The 21,403-nt window shown below is 64.8% G+C and carries 17 protein-coding genes, 6 tRNA genes and 1 pseudogene; 6 read left to right on the top strand and 18 right to left on the bottom strand.

What is annotated here, in order from left to right:
• Nucleotides 1-73: 73 nt before the first annotated feature.
• The 8 genes from ACFJI2_RS06045 to gltX form a co-directional block, all read right to left on the bottom strand.
• Nucleotides 74-565, bottom strand: a complete 492-nt coding sequence (locus ACFJI2_RS06045) for a hypothetical protein (protein WP_107981537.1) — start codon at nt 563-565, stop codon at nt 74-76.
• A gap of 157 nt (nt 566-722) precedes the next feature.
• Nucleotides 723-798: transfer RNA gene (locus ACFJI2_RS06040), tRNA-Glu, on the bottom strand.
• A gap of 30 nt (nt 799-828) precedes the next feature.
• Nucleotides 829-904: transfer RNA gene (locus ACFJI2_RS06035), tRNA-Ala, on the bottom strand.
• Nucleotides 905-942: 38 nt separating this feature from the next.
• Nucleotides 943-1,018 (bottom strand) — tRNA-Glu (locus ACFJI2_RS06030).
• Between the two features lie 57 nt (nt 1,019-1,075).
• Nucleotides 1,076-1,151: transfer RNA gene (locus ACFJI2_RS06025), tRNA-Ala, on the bottom strand.
• Nucleotides 1,152-1,285: 134 nt separating this feature from the next.
• A tRNA-Glu gene (locus ACFJI2_RS06020) sits at nt 1,286-1,361 on the bottom strand.
• A gap of 32 nt (nt 1,362-1,393) precedes the next feature.
• Nucleotides 1,394-1,469 (bottom strand) — tRNA-Ala (locus tag ACFJI2_RS06015).
• 82 nt (nt 1,470-1,551) lie between these two features.
• Nucleotides 1,552-2,961 carry a glutamate--tRNA ligase gene (gltX, locus tag ACFJI2_RS06010; protein ID WP_377704203.1) on the bottom strand — a complete coding sequence of 470 codons (1,410 nt, stop codon included), beginning with the start codon at nt 2,959-2,961 and terminating at the stop codon, nt 1,552-1,554.
• Nucleotides 2,962-3,048: 87 nt separating this feature from the next.
• Here gltX and ACFJI2_RS06005 point away from each other — a divergent pair, with 87 nt between their 5' ends.
• On the top strand, nt 3,049-4,503 hold the full coding sequence (locus ACFJI2_RS06005) for a serine hydrolase domain-containing protein (protein ID WP_377704202.1): 1,455 nt from the start codon (nt 3,049-3,051) through the stop codon (nt 4,501-4,503).
• A gap of 84 nt (nt 4,504-4,587) precedes the next feature.
• Here the strand turns inward: ACFJI2_RS06005 and ACFJI2_RS06000 are convergent, their stop codons facing one another.
• The 3 genes from ACFJI2_RS06000 to apbC are packed head-to-tail and all read right to left on the bottom strand — an operon-like array spanning nt 4,588 to nt 7,192.
• Nucleotides 4,588-4,986, bottom strand: coding sequence for a DUF4399 domain-containing protein (locus ACFJI2_RS06000; RefSeq protein ID WP_377704201.1), 399 nt, complete (start codon nt 4,984-4,986; stop codon nt 4,588-4,590).
• An 18-nt stretch (nt 4,987-5,004) separates the two neighbouring features.
• Nucleotides 5,005-6,111 (bottom strand): WD40/YVTN/BNR-like repeat-containing protein, encoded by a 1,107-nt coding sequence (locus ACFJI2_RS05995; protein ID WP_377704200.1) that lies wholly within the window; start codon nt 6,109-6,111, stop codon nt 5,005-5,007.
• Nucleotides 6,104-7,192 carry an iron-sulfur cluster carrier protein ApbC gene (gene apbC / locus ACFJI2_RS05990; protein WP_377704199.1) on the bottom strand — a complete coding sequence of 363 codons (1,089 nt, stop codon included), beginning with the start codon at nt 7,190-7,192 and terminating at the stop codon, nt 6,104-6,106. The genes ACFJI2_RS05995 and apbC overlap by 8 nt, the downstream gene beginning before the upstream one ends.
• Nucleotides 7,193-7,325: 133 nt before the next feature.
• Between apbC and metG the strand changes: the two genes are divergently transcribed.
• The gene (metG, locus tag ACFJI2_RS05985; protein WP_377704198.1) at nt 7,326-9,494 is read left to right on the top strand and encodes a methionine--tRNA ligase; all 2,169 of its coding nucleotides are present in this window, start codon (nt 7,326-7,328) and stop codon (nt 9,492-9,494) included.
• Between the two features lie 15 nt (nt 9,495-9,509).
• Nucleotides 9,510-9,989 carry a GNAT family N-acetyltransferase gene (locus tag ACFJI2_RS05980; protein WP_377704197.1) on the top strand — a complete coding sequence of 160 codons (480 nt, stop codon included), beginning with the start codon at nt 9,510-9,512 and terminating at the stop codon, nt 9,987-9,989.
• Nucleotides 9,990-9,996: 7 nt separating this feature from the next.
• On the opposite strand, the gene ACFJI2_RS05975 is transcribed toward ACFJI2_RS05980, so the two are convergent.
• The 6 genes from ACFJI2_RS05975 to ACFJI2_RS05950 form a co-directional block, all read right to left on the bottom strand.
• On the bottom strand, nt 9,997-10,464 hold the full coding sequence (locus ACFJI2_RS05975; RefSeq protein WP_377704196.1) for a cache domain-containing protein: 468 nt from the start codon (nt 10,462-10,464) through the stop codon (nt 9,997-9,999).
• Nucleotides 10,461-11,036: a hypothetical protein gene (locus ACFJI2_RS05970; RefSeq protein ID WP_377704195.1), complete on the bottom strand. Its 576-nt coding sequence runs from the start codon at nt 11,034-11,036 to the stop codon at nt 10,461-10,463. Before ACFJI2_RS05970 ends, ACFJI2_RS05975 begins: the two co-directional genes overlap by 4 nt.
• 8 nt (nt 11,037-11,044) lie before the next feature.
• Nucleotides 11,045-12,100, bottom strand: coding sequence for a porin (locus tag ACFJI2_RS05965; RefSeq protein WP_377704194.1), 1,056 nt, complete (start codon nt 12,098-12,100; stop codon nt 11,045-11,047).
• Between the two features lie 97 nt (nt 12,101-12,197).
• Nucleotides 12,198-15,836: a hydantoinase B/oxoprolinase family protein gene (locus ACFJI2_RS05960; RefSeq protein ID WP_377704193.1), complete on the bottom strand. Its 3,639-nt coding sequence runs from the start codon at nt 15,834-15,836 to the stop codon at nt 12,198-12,200.
• Between the two features lie 35 nt (nt 15,837-15,871).
• Nucleotides 15,872-17,143: an MFS transporter gene (locus tag ACFJI2_RS05955; RefSeq protein ID WP_377704191.1), complete on the bottom strand. Its 1,272-nt coding sequence runs from the start codon at nt 17,141-17,143 to the stop codon at nt 15,872-15,874.
• Nucleotides 17,144-17,224: 81 nt separating this feature from the next.
• On the bottom strand, nt 17,225-17,998 hold the full coding sequence (locus ACFJI2_RS05950; protein WP_377704189.1) for a putative hydro-lyase: 774 nt from the start codon (nt 17,996-17,998) through the stop codon (nt 17,225-17,227).
• 153 nt (nt 17,999-18,151) lie between these two features.
• On the opposite strand from ACFJI2_RS05950, the gene ACFJI2_RS05945 reads away from it, so the two are divergent.
• Nucleotides 18,152-19,087 (top strand): LysR family transcriptional regulator, encoded by a 936-nt coding sequence (locus tag ACFJI2_RS05945; RefSeq protein WP_107875349.1) that lies wholly within the window; start codon nt 18,152-18,154, stop codon nt 19,085-19,087.
• Between the two features lie 217 nt (nt 19,088-19,304).
• On the opposite strand, the pseudogene ACFJI2_RS05940 reads toward ACFJI2_RS05945, so the two are convergent.
• Nucleotides 19,305-20,196: pseudogene (locus ACFJI2_RS05940) on the bottom strand (DMT family transporter).
• A 122-nt stretch (nt 20,197-20,318) separates the two neighbouring features.
• On the opposite strand from ACFJI2_RS05940, the gene ACFJI2_RS05935 reads away from it, so the two are divergent.
• A complete protein-coding gene (locus tag ACFJI2_RS05935; protein ID WP_107875343.1) occupies nt 20,319-20,528 on the top strand; it encodes a DUF3460 family protein in 210 nt (69 codons plus the stop codon).
• Nucleotides 20,529-20,548: 20 nt separating this feature from the next.
• Nucleotides 20,549-21,394 (top strand): ScpA family protein, encoded by an 846-nt coding sequence (locus ACFJI2_RS05930; protein ID WP_107875340.1) that lies wholly within the window; start codon nt 20,549-20,551, stop codon nt 21,392-21,394.
• The last annotated feature ends 9 nt before the right edge of the window (nt 21,395-21,403 follow it).

The raw sequence follows: 21,403 nt of genomic DNA, 5'->3' as shown, positions 1-21,403 counted from the left end.
ATGCTTCGCTCTAACGCATGTGCAACTACATGCCCTACACCATGCTCAACGAACCACGCAACAACGGTACTGATTAAGGCTTTTCCATCCTGCGATAGATATAGGCAGCCGACATGCCGAACACGGCGTGGCCTACTGCGGTCGGCCAGCCGCGCATTTCAGCGAACCACGAGAACGCGCCGGCCATGCCGTAGAAATTCAGCACGTACAGCACCAGCCCGAAGGCCGCGCCCGCCAGCAGCACCATGCCGGTGCTGGAATCGAGCTGGAACGGTGCGATGATGGCTGCCAGCATGATGCCGAACACCACGCCGAGGATATAGTGCACGGCCAGCGCCGCCACCAGGATGCCGAGCGCATAGCCGGTGGTCTGCAGCGCATCCCAGCCGAGCACCATGGCGGCGACCATGTGCGTCACCTGCCACGGGTCGCGCACGCCGGCCATCGCCGCCCACGCCACTTCCAGAACCATGAGGATACCGCCGGCGCCAAAGCCGGCTACCGCTGCTGCCGCCCAGTCAGGCTGGCGCGCCACCCAGCGGTGCGAGTGCATATGGAGTTCCATGTCCGTCTCCCTGATTTGATAGGCAGCTACGATGGCCACCCTCGTCCAGTGTAGAACAGTTTCGCCAACATGCAATCTCGTTAAGTTTGCAGGCAAATACAAAAAAAGCCGCCCACGGCAGCTTGCTTGTCGAATAAGGTGTGATGTTTGCCAGAACTGGCGTCCCCACGGGGATTCGAACCCCGGTACTCACCGTGAAAGGGTGATGTCCTAGGCCTCTAGACGATGGGGACCTGAGAACTTCCGATGTATTTCTGCGCTGTTGGTGGAGGTAAGCGGGATCGAACCGCTGACCTCTTGCATGCCATGCAAGCGCTCTCCCAGCTGAGCTATACCCCCCGGGCGCAGAAACAATGCACTACTTTACTACAACTACCTGGCGTCCCCACGGGGATTCGAACCCCGGTACTCACCGTGAAAGGGTGATGTCCTAGGCCTCTAGACGATGGGGACCTTGGAACTTCCGCTACTACCATACTGCTTGCTACACTCTACTCTCTTCCGCACTCATGGTGGAGGTAAGCGGGATCGAACCGCTGACCTCTTGCATGCCATGCAAGCGCTCTCCCAGCTGAGCTATACCCCCTCTGGTGCAGAAAAAAATAAAGCCGCACTTGGCGACCTTGTTACCACTTCTGCGATAATCCGGCGGGCCGAATTATAAGCTTTCAGTACAACAAACGTCAACTACTTATTTACTACTGAACTACCTTGCTGCCTTGGCGTCCCCACGGGGATTCGAACCCCGGTACTCACCGTGAAAGGGTGATGTCCTAGGCCTCTAGACGATGGGGACCCTGAACTACCGTACTGCATTCTTCGCTGAACTGGTGGAGGTAAGCGGGATCGAACCGCTGACCTCTTGCATGCCATGCAAGCGCTCTCCCAGCTGAGCTATACCCCCCGTTTCGCGAAGAAACAGGAGTATAGCAGGCCTCCCGAAGAATGCAATACTCGATTGCAACTTTGCGAAAATATCTGCGGTTTTACAGATATTTCGCCACGCGGGCCGCCACCGTTTCGCGGCCGAAGATCTGCAGCACGGCATCGATGGCCGGCGTCTGCAGCTGGCCGGTGATGATCAGGCGCAGCGGCATGGCGATCTGCGGCATTTTCAGGCCGTTGGCGGCCAGCACTTCCTTCAGCATGGCCGCGATGGCTTCCTTGGTCCACTCCACAGTCGCGATGCGCTCGGCAAACAGCGCCAGCGCCGGCTTGACCATGTCGGTCAGGTGCTGCGCCAGCAGGGCCGCGTCCGGTTGCGGCTGGCGGAAGAACAGCATGGCCGCATCCGCCAGTTCGTTGGTGGTGTTGGCGCGCTCCTTCATCAGGCCCAGCACGGTGGCCAGTTCCGGCGCGCCCTCGAACACGGCGCCCGCCTCCAGCATGCGCGGCTTGACCAGCCCGGCCAGGCGCGCGTTGTCGGCCTGCTTGATCCAGTGGTTGTTCAGCCAGGCCAGCTTTTCGTTGTTGAACTGGGCGGCCGACGCGGTCAGGTGCTCCAGGTTGAACCAGGCGCAGAACTGCTCCATCGAGAACACCTCGTCGTCGCCGTGGCTCCAGCCCAGGCGCGCCAGGTAGTTCAGCATCGCTTCCGGCAGGAAGCCCTGGGCCGGGTATTCCATCACGCTGACGGCGCCGTGGCGCTTGGACAGCTTCTGGCCGTCCGAGCCCAGTATCATCGGCAGGTGGCCGTATTCCGGCAGCGGCGCGCCGATGGCGCGCAGGATGTTGATCTGGCGCGGCGTGTTGTTCACATGGTCGTCGCCGCGCAGCACGTGGGTGATCTTCATGTCCCAGTCATCCACCGCCACGCAGAAGTTATAGGTCGGCGTGCCGTCCGGGCGCGCGATCACCAGGTCGTCCAGCTCGCGGTTGGAGATGGTGATGGTGCCTTTGACCACGTCGTTCCAGGTCACGTCGCCGTCCAGCGGGTTCTTGAAGCGCACCACCGGCTTGCGGTCGGCCGGCACCGGCGGCAGGGTCTTGCCCTCTTCCGGACGCCAGGTGCCGTCGTAGCGCGGCTTCTCGCCGGCGGCGCGCATGCGTTCGCGCATCGCCTCCACTTCTTCCGGCGACGAGTAGCACAGGTAGGCCGTGCCTTCCTTCAGCATCTGCGCCACCACTTCGCGGTAGCGGTCCATGCGCTGCATCTGGTAGAACGGGCCTTCGTCGTGGTCCAGGCCCAGCCATTGCATGCCGTCGATGATGGCCTGCACCGCTTCCGGCGTCGAACGCTCCAGGTCGGTGTCCTCAATGCGCAGCACGAAGGTGCCGCCGAAGTGGCGCGCGAAGGCCCAGGAATACAGCGCGGTGCGGGCGCCGCCCAGGTGCAGGAAGCCGGTCGGGCTGGGAGCGAAACGGGTGCGGACGGAAGTTGCTGGTGTGGTGGTCATTTCTGGACTAAAGCGATAGGATTAAACGGGTATTTTAACCCGTCTATGGCTATATACTCGAACCACACCAATACTAAGGAGCCAGCCTTGCACCCACGCACCCGCCTGTACGCCGCCATCGGACTGCTGTCCGCCCTGCCCGCGCTGACCGCCGCCACCGCATTTGCCGCCGATGACGGCCTCGACCAGCGCATCGCCCGCGTGGAGCAGGGCCTGCTGCCCGCCATCACGCTGGAAGGCGCGCCGCCGGCCCGGCGCAAGCTGGCCGACGAAATGGCGCGCCTGGGCGTGCCGGGCGTGAGCATTGCCGTGATCCACGGCGGCGAAGTCGAATGGGCCAAGGGCTACGGCACCGTTACGCCGGGCGGCGCGGCGGTCACGGTTTCCACGCTGTTCCAGGCCGCCTCCATCAGCAAGCCGGTGGCCGCCATGGGCGCGCTGAAGATGGTGGAGGAAGGCAAACTGGAACTGGACCGCGATGTGAACAGCTACACCGGCCTGTGGAAGCTGCCCAAGGATGCGGACAACAACCCCGTCACGCTGCGCCAGCTGCTGTCGCACACGGCCGGCACCACGGTGCACGGCTTCCCCGGCTACGCGGCCGGCGCGCCGGTGCCGACGCTGGTGCAGCTGCTGAACGGCGCCAAGCCTGCCAACACCGGCGGCGTGCACGTCAGTTCGCGCCCCGGCAGCCGCTGGCGCTACTCGGGCGGCGGCTACGAGGTGGCACAGTACGTGATGATGGAGCGCAGCAAGACGCCATTCGCCGAGCTGATGCAGGACAAGGTGCTCAAGCCATTGGCCATGACCGACAGCACCTTCGCCCAGCCGCTGCCGCCGTCCCTGCTGCCGCGCGCCGCGCTGCCGCACGACCGCAGCGGCAAACCGATCCCGGGCGGCCCGCACACTTATCCCGAGCAGGCGGCGGCGGGCCTGTGGACCACGCCGTCCGACCTGGCCAAGTTCGCCATAGAAACGCGGCGCGCCGCAGCGGGCCAGTCCAACGCGGTGCTGTCGCAGGCGATGACGCACCTGATGCTGACGCCGGTGCTGCAAAACTACGGCCTCGGCCTGGGCATCGACGGCGACGGCCAGACACAAAGCTTCGGCCACGGCGGCTCCAACGCGGGCTACCGCGCGCGCATGGCAGCCTACACGGAGCGCGGCGACGGCATCGTGGTGATGACCAACGGCGACGGCGGCGACGAACTGGCGGGGGAACTGGTGCGCGCGGTGGCGGCCGAATACGGCTGGCCCACCATGGGCGCCAAGGTACGCCGCAACGTGCCGCTCACGGCGGAGGCGCTGGCCACCGTGCCGGGCCGCTACGTGATTGCGGGCGCTGGCGATTTCACCATCCGCCGCGCAGGCAATGGGCTGGTAGTGGATCTGCAAGAAGGCGCCAGCGAAACCTTGCTGGCAGCGCCGAGCGGCAGCTATTTCGTGCAGTCCAGCGAAGCCGAACTGCAATTCACCGGCAGGGACGGCGGCCGCCTTGTCAGCGGCTCGTTCGACATGCCGTTTACCCGCGCGAAAGAGTAGGCACGGAAAAAAGCGCGTGACGCCACACCGTATCATCGTAGGGCGGGTTAGGCGCGCAGCGCCGTAACCCGCCGGCACCGCCGCTTACTTGACCGTAACCTCGATGGTCTTGCTGGCCCCCGGCCCATAAGACTGGTGCGCCCCGTTGGCAAACTGCATGGTCAGCTTATATTTACCCGGCGGCAGCTTCACCTCGGTTTCGGTCTGGCCCTTGCCGAAATGCAGATGGGTGTCGTCGAACGGCACCGACTCCCCCTCCTTGATGCTCGCGCCGTTAATAATCAGATGGTGGTGCCCGGTGTTGGCCGCCATCTCGCCCGCCGGCTTGACCTCCATGCCGCTGACCGCGAACTTCACCTTGAACGGGCTGCTGACCACCGCGCCGTCCGCCGGTTCGGCGAAAGAAACGGTCTGCGCCGACGCGCCAAGGACGATGCCGCCCAGTGCCAGCGCCGCCCCGGCGCGCTTCAGGATGTTCTGCATGATTCCTCCAGTCGTTGATTATTTCTTGCCGAGGATCGGCCCTGCATACTTCATCACCAGCCCTTTCGGCCCCACTGCCCAGCCCACGGCGGGCGAAGCGAAGCCCACGGTATTGATCGGCGTGCGGTCCAGCACAGTCCAGTTCTTGCCGCCGTCGGTGCTGTAGCCGGACCCCGCCAGCCCTGCCGCCACAAAGGCATCCGGCGCGCCGCGCACCGGCATCACCACCGACATATAACCGGTCGGCAGGATGGGCGCGGTGGTCCAGGTGGCGCCGCCGTCCTCGCTGCGGGCGCCGTTCACGGTCGCCATCGAGGTTTCCTTGTAGTCGCCGCCCGCCGCCAGGCCCACGCGGCCATCGCGGAAGCCCACCGAGAAAATGCCGCGCGCCGGCGCGCCGGCCGGGATAGGCACGGCCGCGGCGCGCCAGCTGCGGCCACGGTCGGACGAATGGAACACGCGCGCGTTTTCCGCGCCGCCGGTGGCGAACCAGGCGTCGCCGCTGCCGGCCACCGTCAGGCAAGTGCCGCTCGCCGCGAACGCGCCCTCGCTGGGCAGCGATGCCAGCCCTTTCGGGTCGGACACCGGCTGCCAGGTGGCGCCGCCGTCTTCCGTCAGCAGCACCTGGAAGGCGCCTTGCACCGGGTCGCCGAACATGATGCCGTGCCTTGCGTCCCAGAACGCGATCGCGTCCCAGAAACCCTCAGCGTCCGGATTGGACGCCTGCAGCTTCCAGCTCGCGCCGCCGTCGGTGGTGCGGTAGATGCGCGACGCCGCGCCAGGGCCGGCGCTCATGACCACGGCAGTGTTGGCGTCCACCGCGTGGATGTCGCGGAAATCCAGCGCGCCCGCATCGGGCACCGCCAGCTGGGTCCAGGTGAAGCCGTCCACCGTGCGCAGCACCGTGCCCTTGGCGCCGCTGGCCCAGGCCACCGTGTCGTTCACCACCGACAGGCCGCGCAGTTCAGCAGTCGTGCCGCTGGCCTGCAACTGCCAGCCGGACACCTGCACCAGCGCCTGCCCCACGGCCGACAGCGGCGGCGGAGGCAACCCCGGCGCCTGCTGCGCCAGGGCCGCGCCGGCCGAAGCGGCCAGCAGCAGGGCCGCAGCCGCGCGCTTAGTCATTCTTGACCACGATGCTGGGGAACTTGCTGGTCATGTCCTTCGCCTTTTCCGCCACTTTGACCGCGATCTTGCGGGCGATTTCCTTGTAGATGACGGCAACCGGACCGTCCGGCTCGGCCGCCACGGTAGGCTTGCCCGAATCGGTCTGCTCGCGGATGGCCATGGTCAGCGGCAGCGAGCCGAGGTACTCGGCGCCGAAGTCGGCGCACATCTTGGCGCCGCCGCCGTGGCCGAAGATATGCTCCTCGTGGCCGCAGTTCGAGCAGATGTGCGTGCTCATGTTCTCCACCACGCCCAGGATGGGGATGCCCACCTTCTCGAACATTTTCAAGCCCTTGCGCGCGTCCAGCAGCGCGATGTCCTGCGGCGTGGTGACGATGACCGCGCCAGTGACCGGCACCTTCTGCGACAAGGTCAGCTGGATGTCGCCCGTGCCCGGCGGCATGTCCACCACCAGGTAGTCCAGGTCGCGCCAGTTGGTCTGCTCCAGCAGCTGCTGCAGCGCCTGCGTGACCATCGGGCCGCGCCACACCATGGGCTCGTCCGGATCGATCATGAAGCCGATCGACGACACCTGCACGCCGTGGTTTTCCAGCGGCTCCATGGTTTTGCCGTCCTTGCTCTCCGGACGGCCGTTAATGCCCAGCATCATCGGCTGCGACGGGCCATAAATGTCCGCGTCCAGCACGCCCACCGACGCGCCCTCGGCCGCCAGCGCCAGCGCCAGGTTCACCGCCGTGGTCGATTTGCCAACACCGCCCTTGCCCGAGGCCACCGCGATGATGTTCTTCACGTTGGGCATCAGCTTCAGGCCGCGCTGCACCGTGTGCGAAATGATCTTGCTGTATACATTAGCGGACACCTTGCCCACGCCCGGCAGCGCCGCCACGGCGCCGGTCACGCTGGCGCGGATGGCTTCCACCTGGCTCTTGGCCGGGTAGCCCAGCTCGATGTCGAAGGAAACGTCGGCGCCCTCCACTTTCAAGTTGCGCACTTCCTTCGAGGTGCAGTAATCCTTGCCCGTGTTCGGGTCTGTAACTTTAGACAATGCTGCTTTGACGTCTTCTACCGTGATGCTCATCTGAATCTCCGTAAGTGATCCCGCAGTCTAGCGCAAAATAGACAGAAAAACAGCGTGCCGCCGCCGTCGCGGTGCGCATGAGCGGCCAGCGCTGGTAAAATGCTCTTTTTCCCACCAACAAAGTGCATCAATCATGACCCGCAAGCTGTTCGTCACTACTGCCCTGCCCTACGCTAACGCTGCCTTCCACATCGGCCATATGATGGAGTACATCCAGGCCGACATCTGGGTCCGTTTCCAGCGAATGCAGCGCGAAGGCGGCGGTTTGCGCGAGGTGCACTTTGTCGGCGCCGACGACACCCACGGCACGCCCATCATGATCGCCGCCGAGAAGGAAGGCATCACGCCGCAGGAATTCGTGGCCAAGATCGCCGCCGGCCGCGCCCAGTACCTGGATGGCTTCCATATCGCTTTTGACAACTGGTACTCGACCGATTCGCCGGAAAACGTGGAGCTGTCCCAGGGCATCTACCGCAAGCTGCGCGACACCGGCCTGATCGCCACCAAGATCGTGGACCGCTTCTTCGACCCGGTGAAGGGCATGTTCCTGGCCGACCGCAACATCAAGGGCGAATGCCCGAAATGCGGCGCCAAGGACCAGTACGGCGACAACTGCGAAGTGTGCGGCGCGGCCTACCAGCCGACCGAGCTGGTGAACCCGTTCTCCGTGTTCACCAACGCCACGCCCATTTTGAAGCCGTCGGAGCAGTACTTCTTCAAGCTGTCCGACCCGCGCTGCTTCGAATTCCTGCGCGACTGGCTCAACACGCCCGGCCGCCTGCAGCCGGAAATGGTGAACAAAGTCAGCGAATGGCTGGGCGAAGCCGGCGAGAAGCTGGCCGACTGGGATATTTCGCGCGACGCGCCCTACTTCGGCATCCCGATCCCGGACGCGCCGGGCAAGTTCTTCTACGTGTGGCTGGACGCGCCAGTGGGCTACCTGGCCAGCCTGAAGAACTACTGCGAGAAGAAGGGCATCGATTTCAACGCCCTGCTGAACGACCCGGGCACCGAGCAGATCCACTTCATCGGCAAGGACATCGTGTCCTTCCACCTGCTGTTCTGGCCTGCGATGCTGAAGTTCGCCGACCATCCGGTGATCGACAAGCTGAAAGTGAATGTGCACGGCCACCTGACCGTGAACAACGAGAAGATGTCCAAGTCGCGCGGCACCGGCATTTCGCCGCTGCGCTACCTGAACCTGGGCATGAACCCCGAGTGGCTGCGCTACTACATCGCCTTCAAGCTCAACTCCAAGGTGGAAGACCTGGACTTCACCGGCGACGACTTCGTGGCCCGCGTGAACTCGGACCTGATCGGCAAATACGTCAACATTGCCAGCCGCTGCGCCGGTTTCATCAACAAGAAGTTCGACGGCAAGCTGGCCACCAGCCTGTCCGACAACGCCATGGGCTGGATCAAGCGCGCGCTGACCGCCGCTGACGGCGCCGAGCGCCAGGCCAGCATCGCGGCCAACTTCGAGCACCGCGAATTCGGCAAGGCGCTGCGCGAGATCATGGAAATCGCCGACGTCACCAACCAGTACGTGGACGAGAACAAGCCATGGGCGCTGGCCAAGGACGAGTCCAAGGCCGACGAGCTGCACGAAGTATGCACCACGGCGCTGATCCTGTTCCGCCAGCTGACCATCCTGCTGTCGCCGGTCTTGCCGGGCGTGGCCGCCAACGTGAGCCGCTTCCTCAACGACGACAAGCTGGTCTGGGCCGATACCGAGCTGGCCTCGGGCGCCGCCTTCCAGCCTATGCTGGGCCGCACCATCGGCGCCTACAACCACCTGATGACGCGCGTGGACGCCAAGATGATCGAAGACCTGTTCGACGCGCAGAACCAGATCGCCGCTGCCGGCGCCGCCCCTGCCGTCGCCGCCAAGCCGGCCAAGGCGCCGAAAGCGCCGCCGCTGGAGCCGCTGGTGGCCAAGGACGGTGTGGAAGCGCTGGCGCCGGAAATCTCGATCGACGATTTCATGAAGGTCGACCTGCGCATCGCCAAGATCGTCAACTGTGAACACGTGGACGGTTCCGACAAGCTGCTGCGCCTGACGCTGGACGCCGGCGAGAGCCGCTACCGCAACGTCTTCTCCGGCATCAAGTCGATGTACCAGCCGGAAGACCTGATCGGCAAGCTCACCGTGCTGGTGGCCAACCTGGCGCCGCGCAAGATGAAGTTCGGCATTTCGGAAGGCATGGTGATGGCCGCGTCGGCGCAGGACGAAAACGCCAATCCGGGCATCTACATCCTGAACCCATGGCCGGGCGCCGAACCGGGCATGCGGATTCGCTAACCATCGAACCCGCCTATGAACATCGTAGTACGTGAAGCAACGGATGACGATGCCAAACTGATTGCCGAGCTCACGCGCGCCGCGTGGGCCGGCAAGGTCAACGTCACCTCCAGTGGCCACCGCGAAACCGCCGTTCTCGTCTCGCAGCATTTGCGCGACGGCGGCGGTTTTATTTTGCTGGTGGACGACGTGCCGGTGGGCTCGGTGCGCTGGCTGCCGCTGGAGACCGAATCCCACATCTGGGAAATCCTGCGCATGGGCGTGCTGCCCGCCTGGCGCGGCAACAACATCTCCCAGCATCTGCTGGAAGCGGTGATCCACCACGGCCTGGAAACCGGCATCGAAGAACTGCGCATGGCCGTGCGGGCCGACCAGCCCAAGCTGATCGACTTCTACATGGCCTACGAATTCGAGCTGGCGGAGGAACTGGAGTACACCCACGCCAATCCGCTGGAGCCGGCGCCCTTCGTGATGCGGCGCCAGCTGAAGTACTGACCTCGCTTTACTTGTAGACGCCACAGCCGAGTATCACGTCGTCCACCCGCTCCACATAGGTGCGCTTGGCGTCGATGCTGCCGGTGGCGGGGTTGGGCCACTTGTAGTCAACCCAGCCCTTGCCCTCCTGGCCCACGCCCTGCGCCAGGATGTCTTTGATCAGGAACTTGCCGTCGGCATCCTTCATCTCCTTCACATTCTTCCCCACCAGCTTCACGTTCGCGCCGTTGGCCTGCTCCACGCCGTCGCCATTGGCGAGGAAAGCGAAGATATACAAGTCTTTCTGGATGAAGGCGCCTTGCGGGTTGTTGAATTCGGCGAAGGCCTTCTCCTTGCCGTGCTTCCTGAGGAAGTCGCCGGCCTTCTTCACCATTGCCACCGCCTCGTCGGCCGTGCCCTTGTCCGCGGCCGACGCGCCCGCGCTGAACATCAGCGCGGCGCAGCCCAATACCAGGTACTTCAACAGTTTCTTCATTGTTCAACTCCTTGCGTCAGTTGAGTTTCAAAAAGCGCTTCAATTTCCTGCAGCCAGCCCAGCACTGGCGCCACGCCAACCACGCCGCCGGCGCGGGCGACCGCAGTGGCCGTCGCACACCATGGATACGGCAGCGAGGCCGCCCATTGCATGACCGGCTCCAGCGCCGCCGGCGGCAGGATCTGCATCATCTCCACCGTGATGGCGAGATGCTCGGCCAGCCCCGTGCCGGCCTCGAAGCGCCAGTCATAACGCCCGCAGCCCACGCGCACGTTGCCGCCGGCCTTGTCCGTCATCGCCACCAGCCACGCGCAGCTGAATCCGGACAGCGCCTGCCGTGGCGGCGGCGCCAGGCAAAACGTGTAGACGTTCTCGTAGCTTTGCCCGAAGCGGCGCACCAGCACGTCCGCAATCGCCTCGCGTCCCCAGGATAAAGGCGGGAACGCGATGCCGCTGGTGTTGACCTGCATCGCCAGCGTGGCGTCTTCGCTGAAGGCGCCGGACATGAGATGCGGACGGTTGCCGTCTTTCGCCATCAGGTAGCGGTGGATGACATCGGCGGGTTGGCGCATGGCGGCCCCTAGAAGGCGTGGCGCAGGCCGAGGTTGAAGGCGCGGTCGCCGCTGCCGCCCTCAATGGCGCTGCCCACTGTGTAGCCCGCGCCGTTCCTGTTGCGGATGGCTGCGTACACCGCATACACGTCGGTGCGCTTGGACAGGTAATGGCGGTAGCCTGCCGCCAGCTGCCGCGCGTCCTGGTTGACGCCGGTCTTGTCGTCCTTGCGTATCCAGGAAGCCAGCCAGGTGCCCGCGCCCTGCGGCACCGACACGCCCAGCAGCAGCACGTTGCTGTCGGTGCTCGGCGTGGGCGCGACGGCGTAGCCGAAGGGGTTGGCCAGGTTGCGCGGCAAGGCGCTGTTCAAGCCCTTGTCCACGCCGTACGCGGCATGCGCCTTCAGCACGCCGAAATCGTACAGCGCCGTCAGCACGGTATTCTTCGCGTTGCTGGTGTTCTTCAGCGTAGCCGTATCGTTGTTGCGGTTGTGATGCGCCAGGCGCAGCACCAGCGGCCCGGCCGCGTAGGCCAGCGCGCCACCGAACTGCCTGCCGGCGCTGCTGTCGCCCGCCACTTCGCCCGCGCCGTACACCACTTCCGCACTGAAGCCGCCCAGCACCGGAGAGGCGTACTTGACGGCGTTGTCCATGCGGCTGGCGCCGTTGCCGGTGGCCGCCATCAGGTTCTTGGTGTCGCCGGCCGTGCCGGAGCCGAAGGGATCGGCTGCCGCCACGGTCAGGTACTGCGGCGTGTACTGGCGGCCCAGCGTCAGCGTGCCGGCGCTCTTGCTTTGCAGGCCCACATACGCCTGGCGGCCGAACAGCAGGCCGCCCTGCCCCATGGCGCCGGTGTCGGCCTGGAAGCCGTTCTCCAGCAAGAAGATGGCCGACACGCCGCCGCCCAGGTCTTCGCTGCCCTTGAAGCCGAGGCGCGAGCCGGCTTCCACGCCGGAGGTCAGCTTGGTGCTGCTGGCCGTGCCGCCACTCTCGCGCACCAGCGCCACGTCCACAATGCCGTATACCGTTACGTTGCTCTGGGCGACAGCCGCCCCTGCCGATGCGCCCAGCATGAGCGCAAGCATAGTCTTCTTCATTTTTATCCCGGTTGTTATATAGGCTCGGAAGTCGGCGGCGGAACAGGGAGCCCTGCCTGCCCCGCCGTGCACTGCAATATGCCGATCAGGCGCCGAAGCCGCCGCCTCCCGGCGTTTCGATGGCGAACACGTCGCCGGCCTTCATCTCGGCCGTGTGCGTGGCGCCGAATTCCTCCACCGTGCCGTCGCCGCGCTCCACCCAATTGCGGCCCAGCGCGCCGGGCGCGCCGCCCTGCAGCCCGAAGGGCGCGATGCGGCGGTGGCCAGCCAGGATGTTGGCCGTCATCGCTTCCAGGAAGCGGATGCGGCGCAGCGCACCGTCGCCGCCCTGGTGCGCGCCCTGGCCGCCGCTGCCGCGCCGGATGGCGTGGGTTTCCACCAGCACCGGGAAGCGCCACTCCAGCACTTCCGGATCGGTCATGCGCGAGTTGGTCATATGGGTCTGCACGGCGGCCGTGCCGTCGAAGCCCGGGCCGGCGCCGGAGCCGCCGGCGATGGTCTCGTAATACTGGTGCTCATCGTTCCCGAAAGTGAAGTTGTTCATGGTGCCCTGCGAGGCCGACATCACGCCCAGCGCGCCGTACAGCGCGTCGGTCACGTACTGCGACACTTCCACGTTGCCCGCCACCACCGCGGCCGGATAGCGCGGGTTGAGCATGGAGCCTTCCGGGATGATGAGATTGAGCGGCTTGAGCACGCCCTCGTTCATCGGAATGTCGCTGTCGATCAGCGTGCGGAACACATACAGCACGGCCGCCTTGCACACCGACAGCGGCGCGTTGAAGTTGGTCGGGCGCTGCTCGCTGGTGCCGGTGAAGTCCACCGTCGCGCTGCGGCTTTCGTGGTCTATGGTCAGCTTCACCTTGAGGATGGCGCCGTCATCCATCTCGTAGGCGAAGCTGGCGTCGCGCAGGCCGCCGATGGCTTTGCGCACCGCCGCCTCGGCGTTGTCCTGCACGTGCTGCATGTACGCCAGCACCACGTCCTGCCCATAGGTGGCCACGGCTTTCATCAGTTCGTTGGCGCCGGTTTCGCAGGCGCCCAGCTGCGCGATCAGGTCCGAGATGTTCTGGTCGATATTGCGGCTCGGCCAGGGGCCGGCGGCGAACAGGCCGCGCACCAGCGGCTCCAGGAACACGCCCTTGTCCACGATCTTGATGTTGTCCAGCAGGACGCCTTCTTCCTCGATGGTGGTGCTGTTGGGCGGCATGGAGCCGGGCGTGATGCCGCCCACGTCGCCGTGGTGGCCGCGCGCGGCAACGTAGAACAGCGGCTCCGGCCCGTCGCCGTGCACCGGACACACCACGGTGATGTCCGGCAGGTGGGTGCCGCCGTTGTAGGGCACATTGAGCACGTAGGCGTCGCCGGGCGCCATGGTGGCGGCGTGCTCGCGGATCACGCACAGCACGCTGTCGCTCATCGAACCGAGGTGCACGGGAATGTGCGGCGCGTTGGCGATCAGGTTGCCGTGCCGGTCGAAGATGGCGCAGGAGAAGTCCAGGCGCTCCTTCATGTTCACCGAGTAGGCGGTGTTCTCCAGCGTGGTGCCCATCTGCTTGGCGATGGCCATGAACAGGTTGTTGAAGATCTCCAGGTGGATGGGATGCACGGCGGTGGTCATCTTGTGCGTGCTGCCGGCGGCGGCCACGCGCTCCAGCAGCAGCGTGTGGTCCGGCAGCACGCGCGCGCTCCAGCCAGCGTCCACCACGGTGGTGGCGATCTGCTCGCGGATCAAGGCCGGGCCGGCAATGCGGCTGCCCACCGGCAGCCCGGCGCGCACGTGCAGCGCGATCGGCACGGTCTGGCCGTCAACGTAGCTGTCCACGTGGCTGCCGGCGTGGGCGCCGGGGTGCGGCGCAGCCGCCACGGTGCTGCTCCCGGCAGCGGGCACCTCGATGACAAAGCTTGCGCCGCCGCCCGCGCCGATGGCCTCCGCCGACACCGACTCGATCACCAGCGCCTGGCCTTCCATCACGAAGCCGAAGCGGCTGCGGTACTGCGCCGCGAACGCCGCCGACATCTCTTCCACGGAACCGAGCGGTATCACGAAGGCCGAATCGCTGTCCTCGTATTTCAGCCGCGCGCACAGCTCAACGCGGATGTCTTCCTGCGCCACCTGCTGCTCCAGCAGCTCGGTGGCCGCTTCCTTGGCCAGCGCCACCAGGCGCGGCTGCAGTGCATCCAGCGCCGCTCCGGTCAGCAGCTGCTCGACCGCGCCTTCGCGCATGGCACGGATGTCCGCCAGGCCCATGCCGAAGGCCGACAGCACGCCCGCAAACGGATGGATTACGATCTTGGTCATGCCCAGCACGTCGGCCACGCGGCAGGCGTGCTGCCCGCCGGCGCCGCCGAAGCAGCACATGGCGTAGCGGCTCACGTCGTAGCCGCGCTCGACGGAAATGGACTTGATGGCCTGCGCCATATTGTCCACCGCCACCGCCAGGAAACCGTCCGCCACGGCGGCTGGCGACAAGCGGGTGCCGGTTTCGCGCTCAATCTGCGCGGCCAGCTCGCCGAAGGCGCGCGCCACCACGTCCCGGTCCAGCGGCAGGTCACCGTTGGGGCCAAACACGTGCGGGAAGTGCTCCGGCTGGATACGGCCCAGCATCACGTTGCAGTCGGTGACGGTCAGCGGACCGCCCTTGCGGTAGCTGGCCGGGCCCGGATTGGCGCCCGCCGATTCCGGCCCCACCTTGAAGCGGCCGTTCTCGAAGCTGCAGATGGAGCCGCCGCCGGCCGCCACCGTATGGATGTGCATCATCGGCGCGCGCACCCGCACGCCGGCCACCACGGTTTCGAACACGCGCTCGTAGGCGCCGTCGTAATGCGCCACGTCGGTCGAGGTGCCGCCCATGTCGAAGCCGATCACCTGTTTCAGGCCGATCGCCTCGCAGCTCTTGACCGCGCCGACGATGCCGCCGGCCGGCCCGGACAGGATGGCGTCCTTGCCCTGGAAGCGGCCGGCGTCCGTCAGGCCGCCGTTCGACTGCATGAACATGATGCGCACGTCGCCCGTGTCGGCGGAAACCCGCGACACGTAATCGCGCAGCACCGGCGACAGGTAGGCGTCCACCACCGTGGTGTCGCCCCGGCCCACGATCTTCATCAGCGGGCTGACCTGGTGGCTCACCGAAATCTGCGTGAAGCCCGCCTCCTCGGCCAGCACGCGCAGGCGCTGCTCGTGCTGCGGGTAGCGGTAGGCGTGCATCAGCACGATGGCAATCGCATCGATGCCCTGCCCGCGCAGGCCGGCGAACTGCCGGCGCAGCAGCGCCTCGTCCGGGGCCTGCAACACCTCGCCGTGCGCGCCGATGCGCTCGTCGATCTCGATCACCTGCTCGTAGATCAGGTCCGGCAGCTCGATGCGCATGGCGAAGATGTCGGGGCGGTCCTGGTAGCCGATGCGCAGCTGGTCGGCGAAGCCGCGCGTGATGGCCAGCGCTGTGCGCGCGCCCTTGCGCTCCAGCAGCGCGTTGGTGGCCACGGTGGTGCCCATCTTGATCACTTCGATCTGCTCGGCCGGCAGCGGGTCGCCGGTTTTCAGGCCCAGCAGGTCGCGCATGCCCTGGGTGACGGCGTCGTCGTAGCGCTCAGGGTATTCGGACAGCAGCTTGTGGGTCACCAGCTTGCCGTCCGGGCGGCGCGCCACGATGTCGGTGAAGGTGCCGCCGCGGTCTACCCAGAACTGCCAGCGAAGTTGTTGAGCGGGGATGTCGTTTTTCATGGTATTGCCTCTATTTCTATCTGTTACAACCAAAATCAGGATTCGAGTTTCTTGCCGGCGGTTTCAGGCAGGGTCAAAGCGGCCAGGATCATCACGCCGTAGGCGGTGCCGGCAAACACGCCGATGGCCTCGCCCAGCGCCATCGAATGGCTGCTCAGGCCTATCATCAGCGGGAACAGCGAACCGATTGCGCGGCCCATGTTGTAGCTGAAGCCCTGGCCGGAGCCGCGTATCGCGGTCGGGAACAGTTCGGTGAGAAAGGCGCCCATGCCGCTGAACACGCCGGACACGCAGAAGCCCAGCGGGAAGCCGAGGAACAGCATCACGTTGTCCGTCACCGGCAGGCGGGTGTAGGCCAGCGCAATGCACATCGAGCCGGTGGCGAACAGGATGAAGTTCTTCTTGCGGCCCAGGTAGTCGGTCAGGAAGGCGCTGACGATGTAGCCCACGTAGGAGCCGACGATGACCATCGCCAGGTAGCCGCCGGTGCCCAGCACCGTCAGGTGGCGCTCGGTTTTCAGGAATGTCGGCAGCCAGGTGGTGATGGCGTAGTAGCCGCCCTGGGCACCGGTGGTCAGCAGCACGGCGCGCAGCGTGATGCTGAGCATACCCGGCGCGAAAATCTGGGCAAAGGAGATGCGCTCCTCGGTGCTGGCCTTCTTCTGCACGGCCATGAACACTTCCGGTTCGTCGACAAAGCGGCGGATGAAGATGACGAACAGCGCCGGCAGTATCCCCAGCAGGAACAGCGAACGCCACGCCCATTCAGGCGGCAGCAGCGAGAACATCAGCGCGTACAGCAGCGCGGACACGCCCCAGCCCAGTGCCCATCCGGCCTGCACCATGCCGACCGCCTTGCCCCTGTCCTTGGCGCGGATTACCTCGCCGATCAGGATGGCGCCGGCGGTCCATTCGCCGCCCATGCCGAAGCCCATCAGCCCGCGCGCCCACAGCAATTGCTCGAAGTTCTGCGCGAAGCCGCACAGCACGGTGAAGAAGGCAAACCACAGGATGGTCAGCTGCAGCGTCTTGACGCGGCCGATGCGGTCCGACAGAATGCCGGCGATCCAGCCGCCGGCGGCGGACGTGAGCAGCGTGACGGTGCCGATCAGGCCGGCATCGCCCTTGGACAGGTCCCAGGTGGCGATCAGCGTCGGAATGACGAAGCTGAGGAACTGCGTGTCCATCGCATCGAGCGCGTAGCCGATCTTGCAGCTCCAGAAAGTGCGGCGCTCCTTGCCGGTCAACGCATGGAACCAGGAAAAATATCCCTCCCGCCCTTCAGTGCTGAGTGCTCTTGTGTTCATGGTCTCTCCCCTTTTTGGACGCAGCAGTCCCCATCGGACGCGTTGTGTGGGTCCGTTGACGATGCTGCATGGTTTATAAAACTAGAAAGCCGCTAGCGAGGCATTGCGGATGTCGGTCACCAGCATGTAGCCCGGCTGGTGCGTAATGACCAGCGGCAGCTGCGCCTGGCGGATGGCTTCCTGCGGCGTGACGCCGCAAGCCCAGAAAACCGGCAGCTCGCCGGGCATGATCTCGACCGGGTCGCCATAGTCCGGGCGATAGATGTCGCTGATGCCGATCAGCGCGGGATCGCCCAGGTGCACCGGCGCGCCGTGCACGGCCGGGTAGCGGCTGGTGATCTGGATGGCGCGGATGGCGTCGGCCGCCTTCATCGGCCGCATCGACACCACCATATTGCCGCCGAACGGGCCGGCCGCCTGGTTGGGGATGCTGGTGCGGAACATGGCCACGTTGCGGCGCTGCTCGATGTGGCGCAGCCGGATGCCGGCGTCCATCAGCATCTGCTCGAAGGAGAAGGAGCAGCCGATGGCGAACACCACCAGGTCGTCGCGCCACACTTCATGCAGCGCGTGCGCCTGCTGCGCCAGCTCGCCGTTGCGGTAAATGTTGTAGCCGGGAACGTCGCTGCGCAAGTCCATGTCCTGCCCCAGGCGGCTCAGATCCCACTGGCCCGGCTCGCCCACGGCCAGCAGCGGGCAGGCGCGTTGGTTGCGCTGGCAGAACAGCAGGAAGGCGTCGGCGTGGGCTTGCGGCAGAATCACCAGGTTGGCCTGGGCGAAGTCGCCGCAATAGCCTGCCGTGGGCAGCCGGAATTCGCCGCTGCGTACCTTGTGCCGTAGTTCGAGTGGGGTCATGGGTGTCTCGCTGAAGAATAATAGTTGAACTGCATGAATCTAGAATAATCGTGAACATCCTGACTTGCTATCTAGTTATTTTTGTTGTTGCTGTTTAGTTTTTCTTACCGGCGTGCGCTATCACGGTGCATGGGGTTAAGGTATTCTTGACTGATGAACACGCGCTTCCTCGAAACCTTCGTCACGCTTGCGCAGCTGCGCAGCTTCCGCGCCACGGCCCACGCGCTGCACGCGACGCCGGCGGCCATCTCCCTGCGCATCAAGACCCTGGAAGAGGAATTGCAGACCGAACTGATTGACCGCAGCAGCAAGGATTTCCGCCTGACGGCGAACGCGGAATACCTGCTGGGACACGCCAAAGCGGTGGTGGACGCGGTGCGCCGACTGCAGGCGGCGGCGCACAAAGACAGTGCAATCCGGGGCCGGCTGCGGCTGGGCGTGATCGAATCGGTGGTGCACAGCTGGCTGGCGCAATATATCCGCGAGCTGAATGTGTTGTATCCGGAACTCGAAGTCGACCTGGCGGTCGATATGAGCAATGTGCTGGAACGGCGTTTGCGCGCGCGGGAACTGGATCTGGTTATCCAGGTGGAAGGCGTGGAAAGCAGCGATATTGTTTCCGAGGCGCTGGCGGTCTATCCGCTGCACTGGATTGCGCGCCGGGGATTAATCGATACCAGGAAAGAAGGATTGAATCAGCGCCTGCTGCAATTGCCGATATTAACTTTTGGACGCGGCACGGCGCCGCAGCGCATGCTGGAGGAAATTGTCAGCAAAATGGCGAACCTGGCCATGATACCGCTGGAACAAACCCGTATTACCTGTTCGCCATCCGTCGCGGCCATTGTGCAGCTGATTAAAGACGGTTATGGCGTTGCCGCCATTCCCAGCCTGTTTGTCGTCAGCTCGCTGGAAAGCGGCGAGTTTATCGAATTACCGGTGCAGCCGGAACCGCCATCGATTATCGTATCGATGTGTTTTCATTCAAATGCGGAAATGCTGGTGCACGCGGCGGCCAATGCGGCGCGCCAGGCTTGCGCCAGTTATTGCTCGCAAGTCGATCCACGCTATATCAAATCGCTGGGCTGATCAGGCCGATCGAAGCCACCTTGGGTTTCATCGGCTCGATCGGCTTGTCCTGGCACGCAGCCAGGATGACAGCGGCGGCCAGCATCAAGGTCAGGTTACGCATCACGTTCTCCCTCCCGTTTCGATTCCTTCAGCATAGCAGCTAGCCGCGCGGATGGGCGCACGCGCGCCCTTCCGCCTTGCAACCATGCCAACTCTTGGCGCGAACGCGCCAACATCAGGTTCGCCGCGAGGACACCACGATGCCGGCCACGATAAGCAGGAAGGCCGCGCCATGGTACAGATGCGGCGCCTCGCCCAGGAAAGCGGACGACATCAGCGCCGCGAACAGCGGCGTGAGGTTGCTGAAGAACGCCGCCACGCTGGGACCTGCGCGCTGCACCCCGGCGCCCCAGCAGCGGAACGCAATCACTGCCGGCCCGATTGCCACGTAGGCCAAGGCCGCCGCCAGTGTCCAGCTCCACTGAATATGCGCGTCGCTGATGGCCCACTCGCCTGCCGCAAATGCACCGGACCAGATAACCCCGAAAACCCACTTGCGCCAATAAGAAACTGGCCCATTGCCCGCGTATCGCCGCCGGTTCAATTGGCCGCGTCAGCAGCCAGCTGTAAATCGACCAGGCGATCGTGGCCAATATCATGAACATATCGCCCGCGACCAGGCGCAATTCCAGCAGATGCCGGATTTCGCCGCGCGCCAATACCAGCAATACGCCCGCAATCGATAATGCCGCGCCTATCATCTGCCGGCGCGACACTTTGGCGCCGAAAAACATCCAGCCCGTCAGCATCATCCACACCGGCATGCCCGCCGCCACCAGCGTGACATTAATCGGCGTGGAACTCTGCAAGGCCAGGTATTGCAGGGCGTTATACATGCCGATGCCCAGCAGGCCCAATAAGGCAAACCGGCGCCAATTCTGCCATAAACCGCTTCCCCGGCTAAATACTGGCCCGGCCAACGGCAGCAGGATTAAAAAGGCGATGCACCAGCGCAGGAAATTCAGCGTAATGGGCGGCACCATATCGTGCACCAGCCGTCCGACGATGGCATTACCGGCCCATAATAATGGCGCCAGCGTGAGGAGGAATACCGTGTAGGGAGTCATAGGCCGACGATTCTACCCGCAACGCCGGCTTCCCGCCGGCGGCCCCGGGCGGAAAGAGAAGTTCCCGCCTGGGGCTGGGGCGCGGTAAAATAGCTGTTGCTTCTTTTACGAACTCTCACAATATGAAACTCTCCAAACAGCACAGCATGTACGAGTCGGACCACACCCAGTTCATCAAGCAGCTGAAAGAAAAGAACCCGGGCATGGAACAGCGCCAGCGCGAAGGCCGCGCCCTGCTGTGGGACAAGGAATCGACTCCGCTGACCGAGCAGGAACGCGTGCGCGCTTCGACCGTGAAGCAGCAGGCTTACGTCTACCAGAACAAACTGTAAGACCGGCCTGAACGGCACGTATGTCGCCGACGGACGGGGTGGCGAGCGCAGCACCTGCTGACAGCAGCGCCGAGGCAGTAGCGGACGGCGCCGCGCTGGCACGCCTGTATGGCGAGCCCATGCTGAAGATGCCGAACGACCTCTACATTCCGCCGGATGCGCTGGAAATCTTTCTGGAGGCGTTCGAAGGCCCGCTGGACTTGCTGCTGTACCTGATCCGCAAGCAGAATTTCAATATTCTCGACATCCCGATGGCGCAGCTGACGCTGCAATATCTGAAGTATGTGGACCAGATCCGGTTGTCCAACCTGGAGCTGGCGGCGGAATACCTGCTGATGGCGGCCATGCTGATCGAGATCAAGTCGCGCATGCTGCTGCCGCAGCGGCAGTCGGAAATCGAGATCGAAGCGGGCGACCCGCGCGCCGAGCTGGTGCGGCGCCTGCTGGAGTATGAACAGATCAAGCTGGCGGCCTACGACCTGAACGCCGTGCCGCAGGTGGACCGCGATTTCGTGCGGACGCAGATCTTCATCGAGCAAAGCCTGGTGCCGGTGTGGCCGGACGTGAACGTGTCCGACCTGCAGGAAGCCTGGCTGGGCCTGATGAAGCGCGCCAGGCTGGTGCAGCACCACAAGATCAGCCGCGAGGAGCTGTCGGTGCGCGAGCACATGACCTCCATCCTGCGCCGCTTGCAGTCGCAGCGCTTCGTCGAGTTCGCCGACCTGTTCGACGTGGCCGGCGGCCCGCCGGTGCTGGTGGTCAATTTTGTCGCCCTGCTGGAGCTGGCGAAAGAGACGCTGATAGAAATTACCCAGGCCGAACCGTTCGCGCCTATCTATGTGCGGCTGGCGTATTCACCGGCCTGAACAACAAGA

The organism is Pseudoduganella sp. UC29_71 (assembly GCF_042693265.1).
In the GTDB taxonomy this organism is placed as follows: domain Bacteria; phylum Pseudomonadota; class Gammaproteobacteria; order Burkholderiales; family Burkholderiaceae_D; genus Rugamonas.
Note: the sequence above shows the minus strand (reverse complement) of the source record. Positions and strands in the feature narration are given on the sequence as shown.

Excerpts from the sequence above, each read along its gene's own strand:
- ACFJI2_RS06045 (WP_107981537.1), bottom strand. The coding sequence starts at position 565 with ATGGAACTCCATATGCACTCGCACCGCTGGGTGGCGCGCCAGCCTGAC.
- gltX (WP_377704203.1), bottom strand. The coding sequence starts at position 2,961 with ATGACCACCACACCAGCAACTTCCGTCCGCACCCGTTTCGCTCCCAGC.
- ACFJI2_RS06000 (WP_377704201.1), bottom strand. The coding sequence starts at position 4,986 with ATGCAGAACATCCTGAAGCGCGCCGGGGCGGCGCTGGCACTGGGCGGC.
- ACFJI2_RS05995 (WP_377704200.1), bottom strand. The coding sequence starts at position 6,111 with ATGACTAAGCGCGCGGCTGCGGCCCTGCTGCTGGCCGCTTCGGCCGGC.
- apbC (WP_377704199.1), bottom strand. The coding sequence starts at position 7,192 with ATGAGCATCACGGTAGAAGACGTCAAAGCAGCATTGTCTAAAGTTACA.
- metG (WP_377704198.1), top strand. The coding sequence starts at position 7,326 with ATGACCCGCAAGCTGTTCGTCACTACTGCCCTGCCCTACGCTAACGCT.
- ACFJI2_RS05980 (WP_377704197.1), top strand. The coding sequence starts at position 9,510 with ATGAACATCGTAGTACGTGAAGCAACGGATGACGATGCCAAACTGATT.
- ACFJI2_RS05975 (WP_377704196.1), bottom strand. The coding sequence starts at position 10,464 with ATGAAGAAACTGTTGAAGTACCTGGTATTGGGCTGCGCCGCGCTGATG.
- ACFJI2_RS05970 (WP_377704195.1), bottom strand. The coding sequence starts at position 11,036 with ATGCGCCAACCCGCCGATGTCATCCACCGCTACCTGATGGCGAAAGAC.
- ACFJI2_RS05965 (WP_377704194.1), bottom strand. The coding sequence starts at position 12,100 with ATGCTTGCGCTCATGCTGGGCGCATCGGCAGGGGCGGCTGTCGCCCAG.
- ACFJI2_RS05960 (WP_377704193.1), bottom strand. The coding sequence starts at position 15,836 with ATGAAAAACGACATCCCCGCTCAACAACTTCGCTGGCAGTTCTGGGTA.
- ACFJI2_RS05955 (WP_377704191.1), bottom strand. The coding sequence starts at position 17,143 with ATGAACACAAGAGCACTCAGCACTGAAGGGCGGGAGGGATATTTTTCC.
- ACFJI2_RS05950 (WP_377704189.1), bottom strand. The coding sequence starts at position 17,998 with ATGACCCCACTCGAACTACGGCACAAGGTACGCAGCGGCGAATTCCGG.
- ACFJI2_RS05945 (WP_107875349.1), top strand. The coding sequence starts at position 18,152 with ATGAACACGCGCTTCCTCGAAACCTTCGTCACGCTTGCGCAGCTGCGC.
- ACFJI2_RS05935 (WP_107875343.1), top strand. The coding sequence starts at position 20,319 with ATGAAACTCTCCAAACAGCACAGCATGTACGAGTCGGACCACACCCAG.
- ACFJI2_RS05930 (WP_107875340.1), top strand. The coding sequence starts at position 20,549 with ATGTCGCCGACGGACGGGGTGGCGAGCGCAGCACCTGCTGACAGCAGC.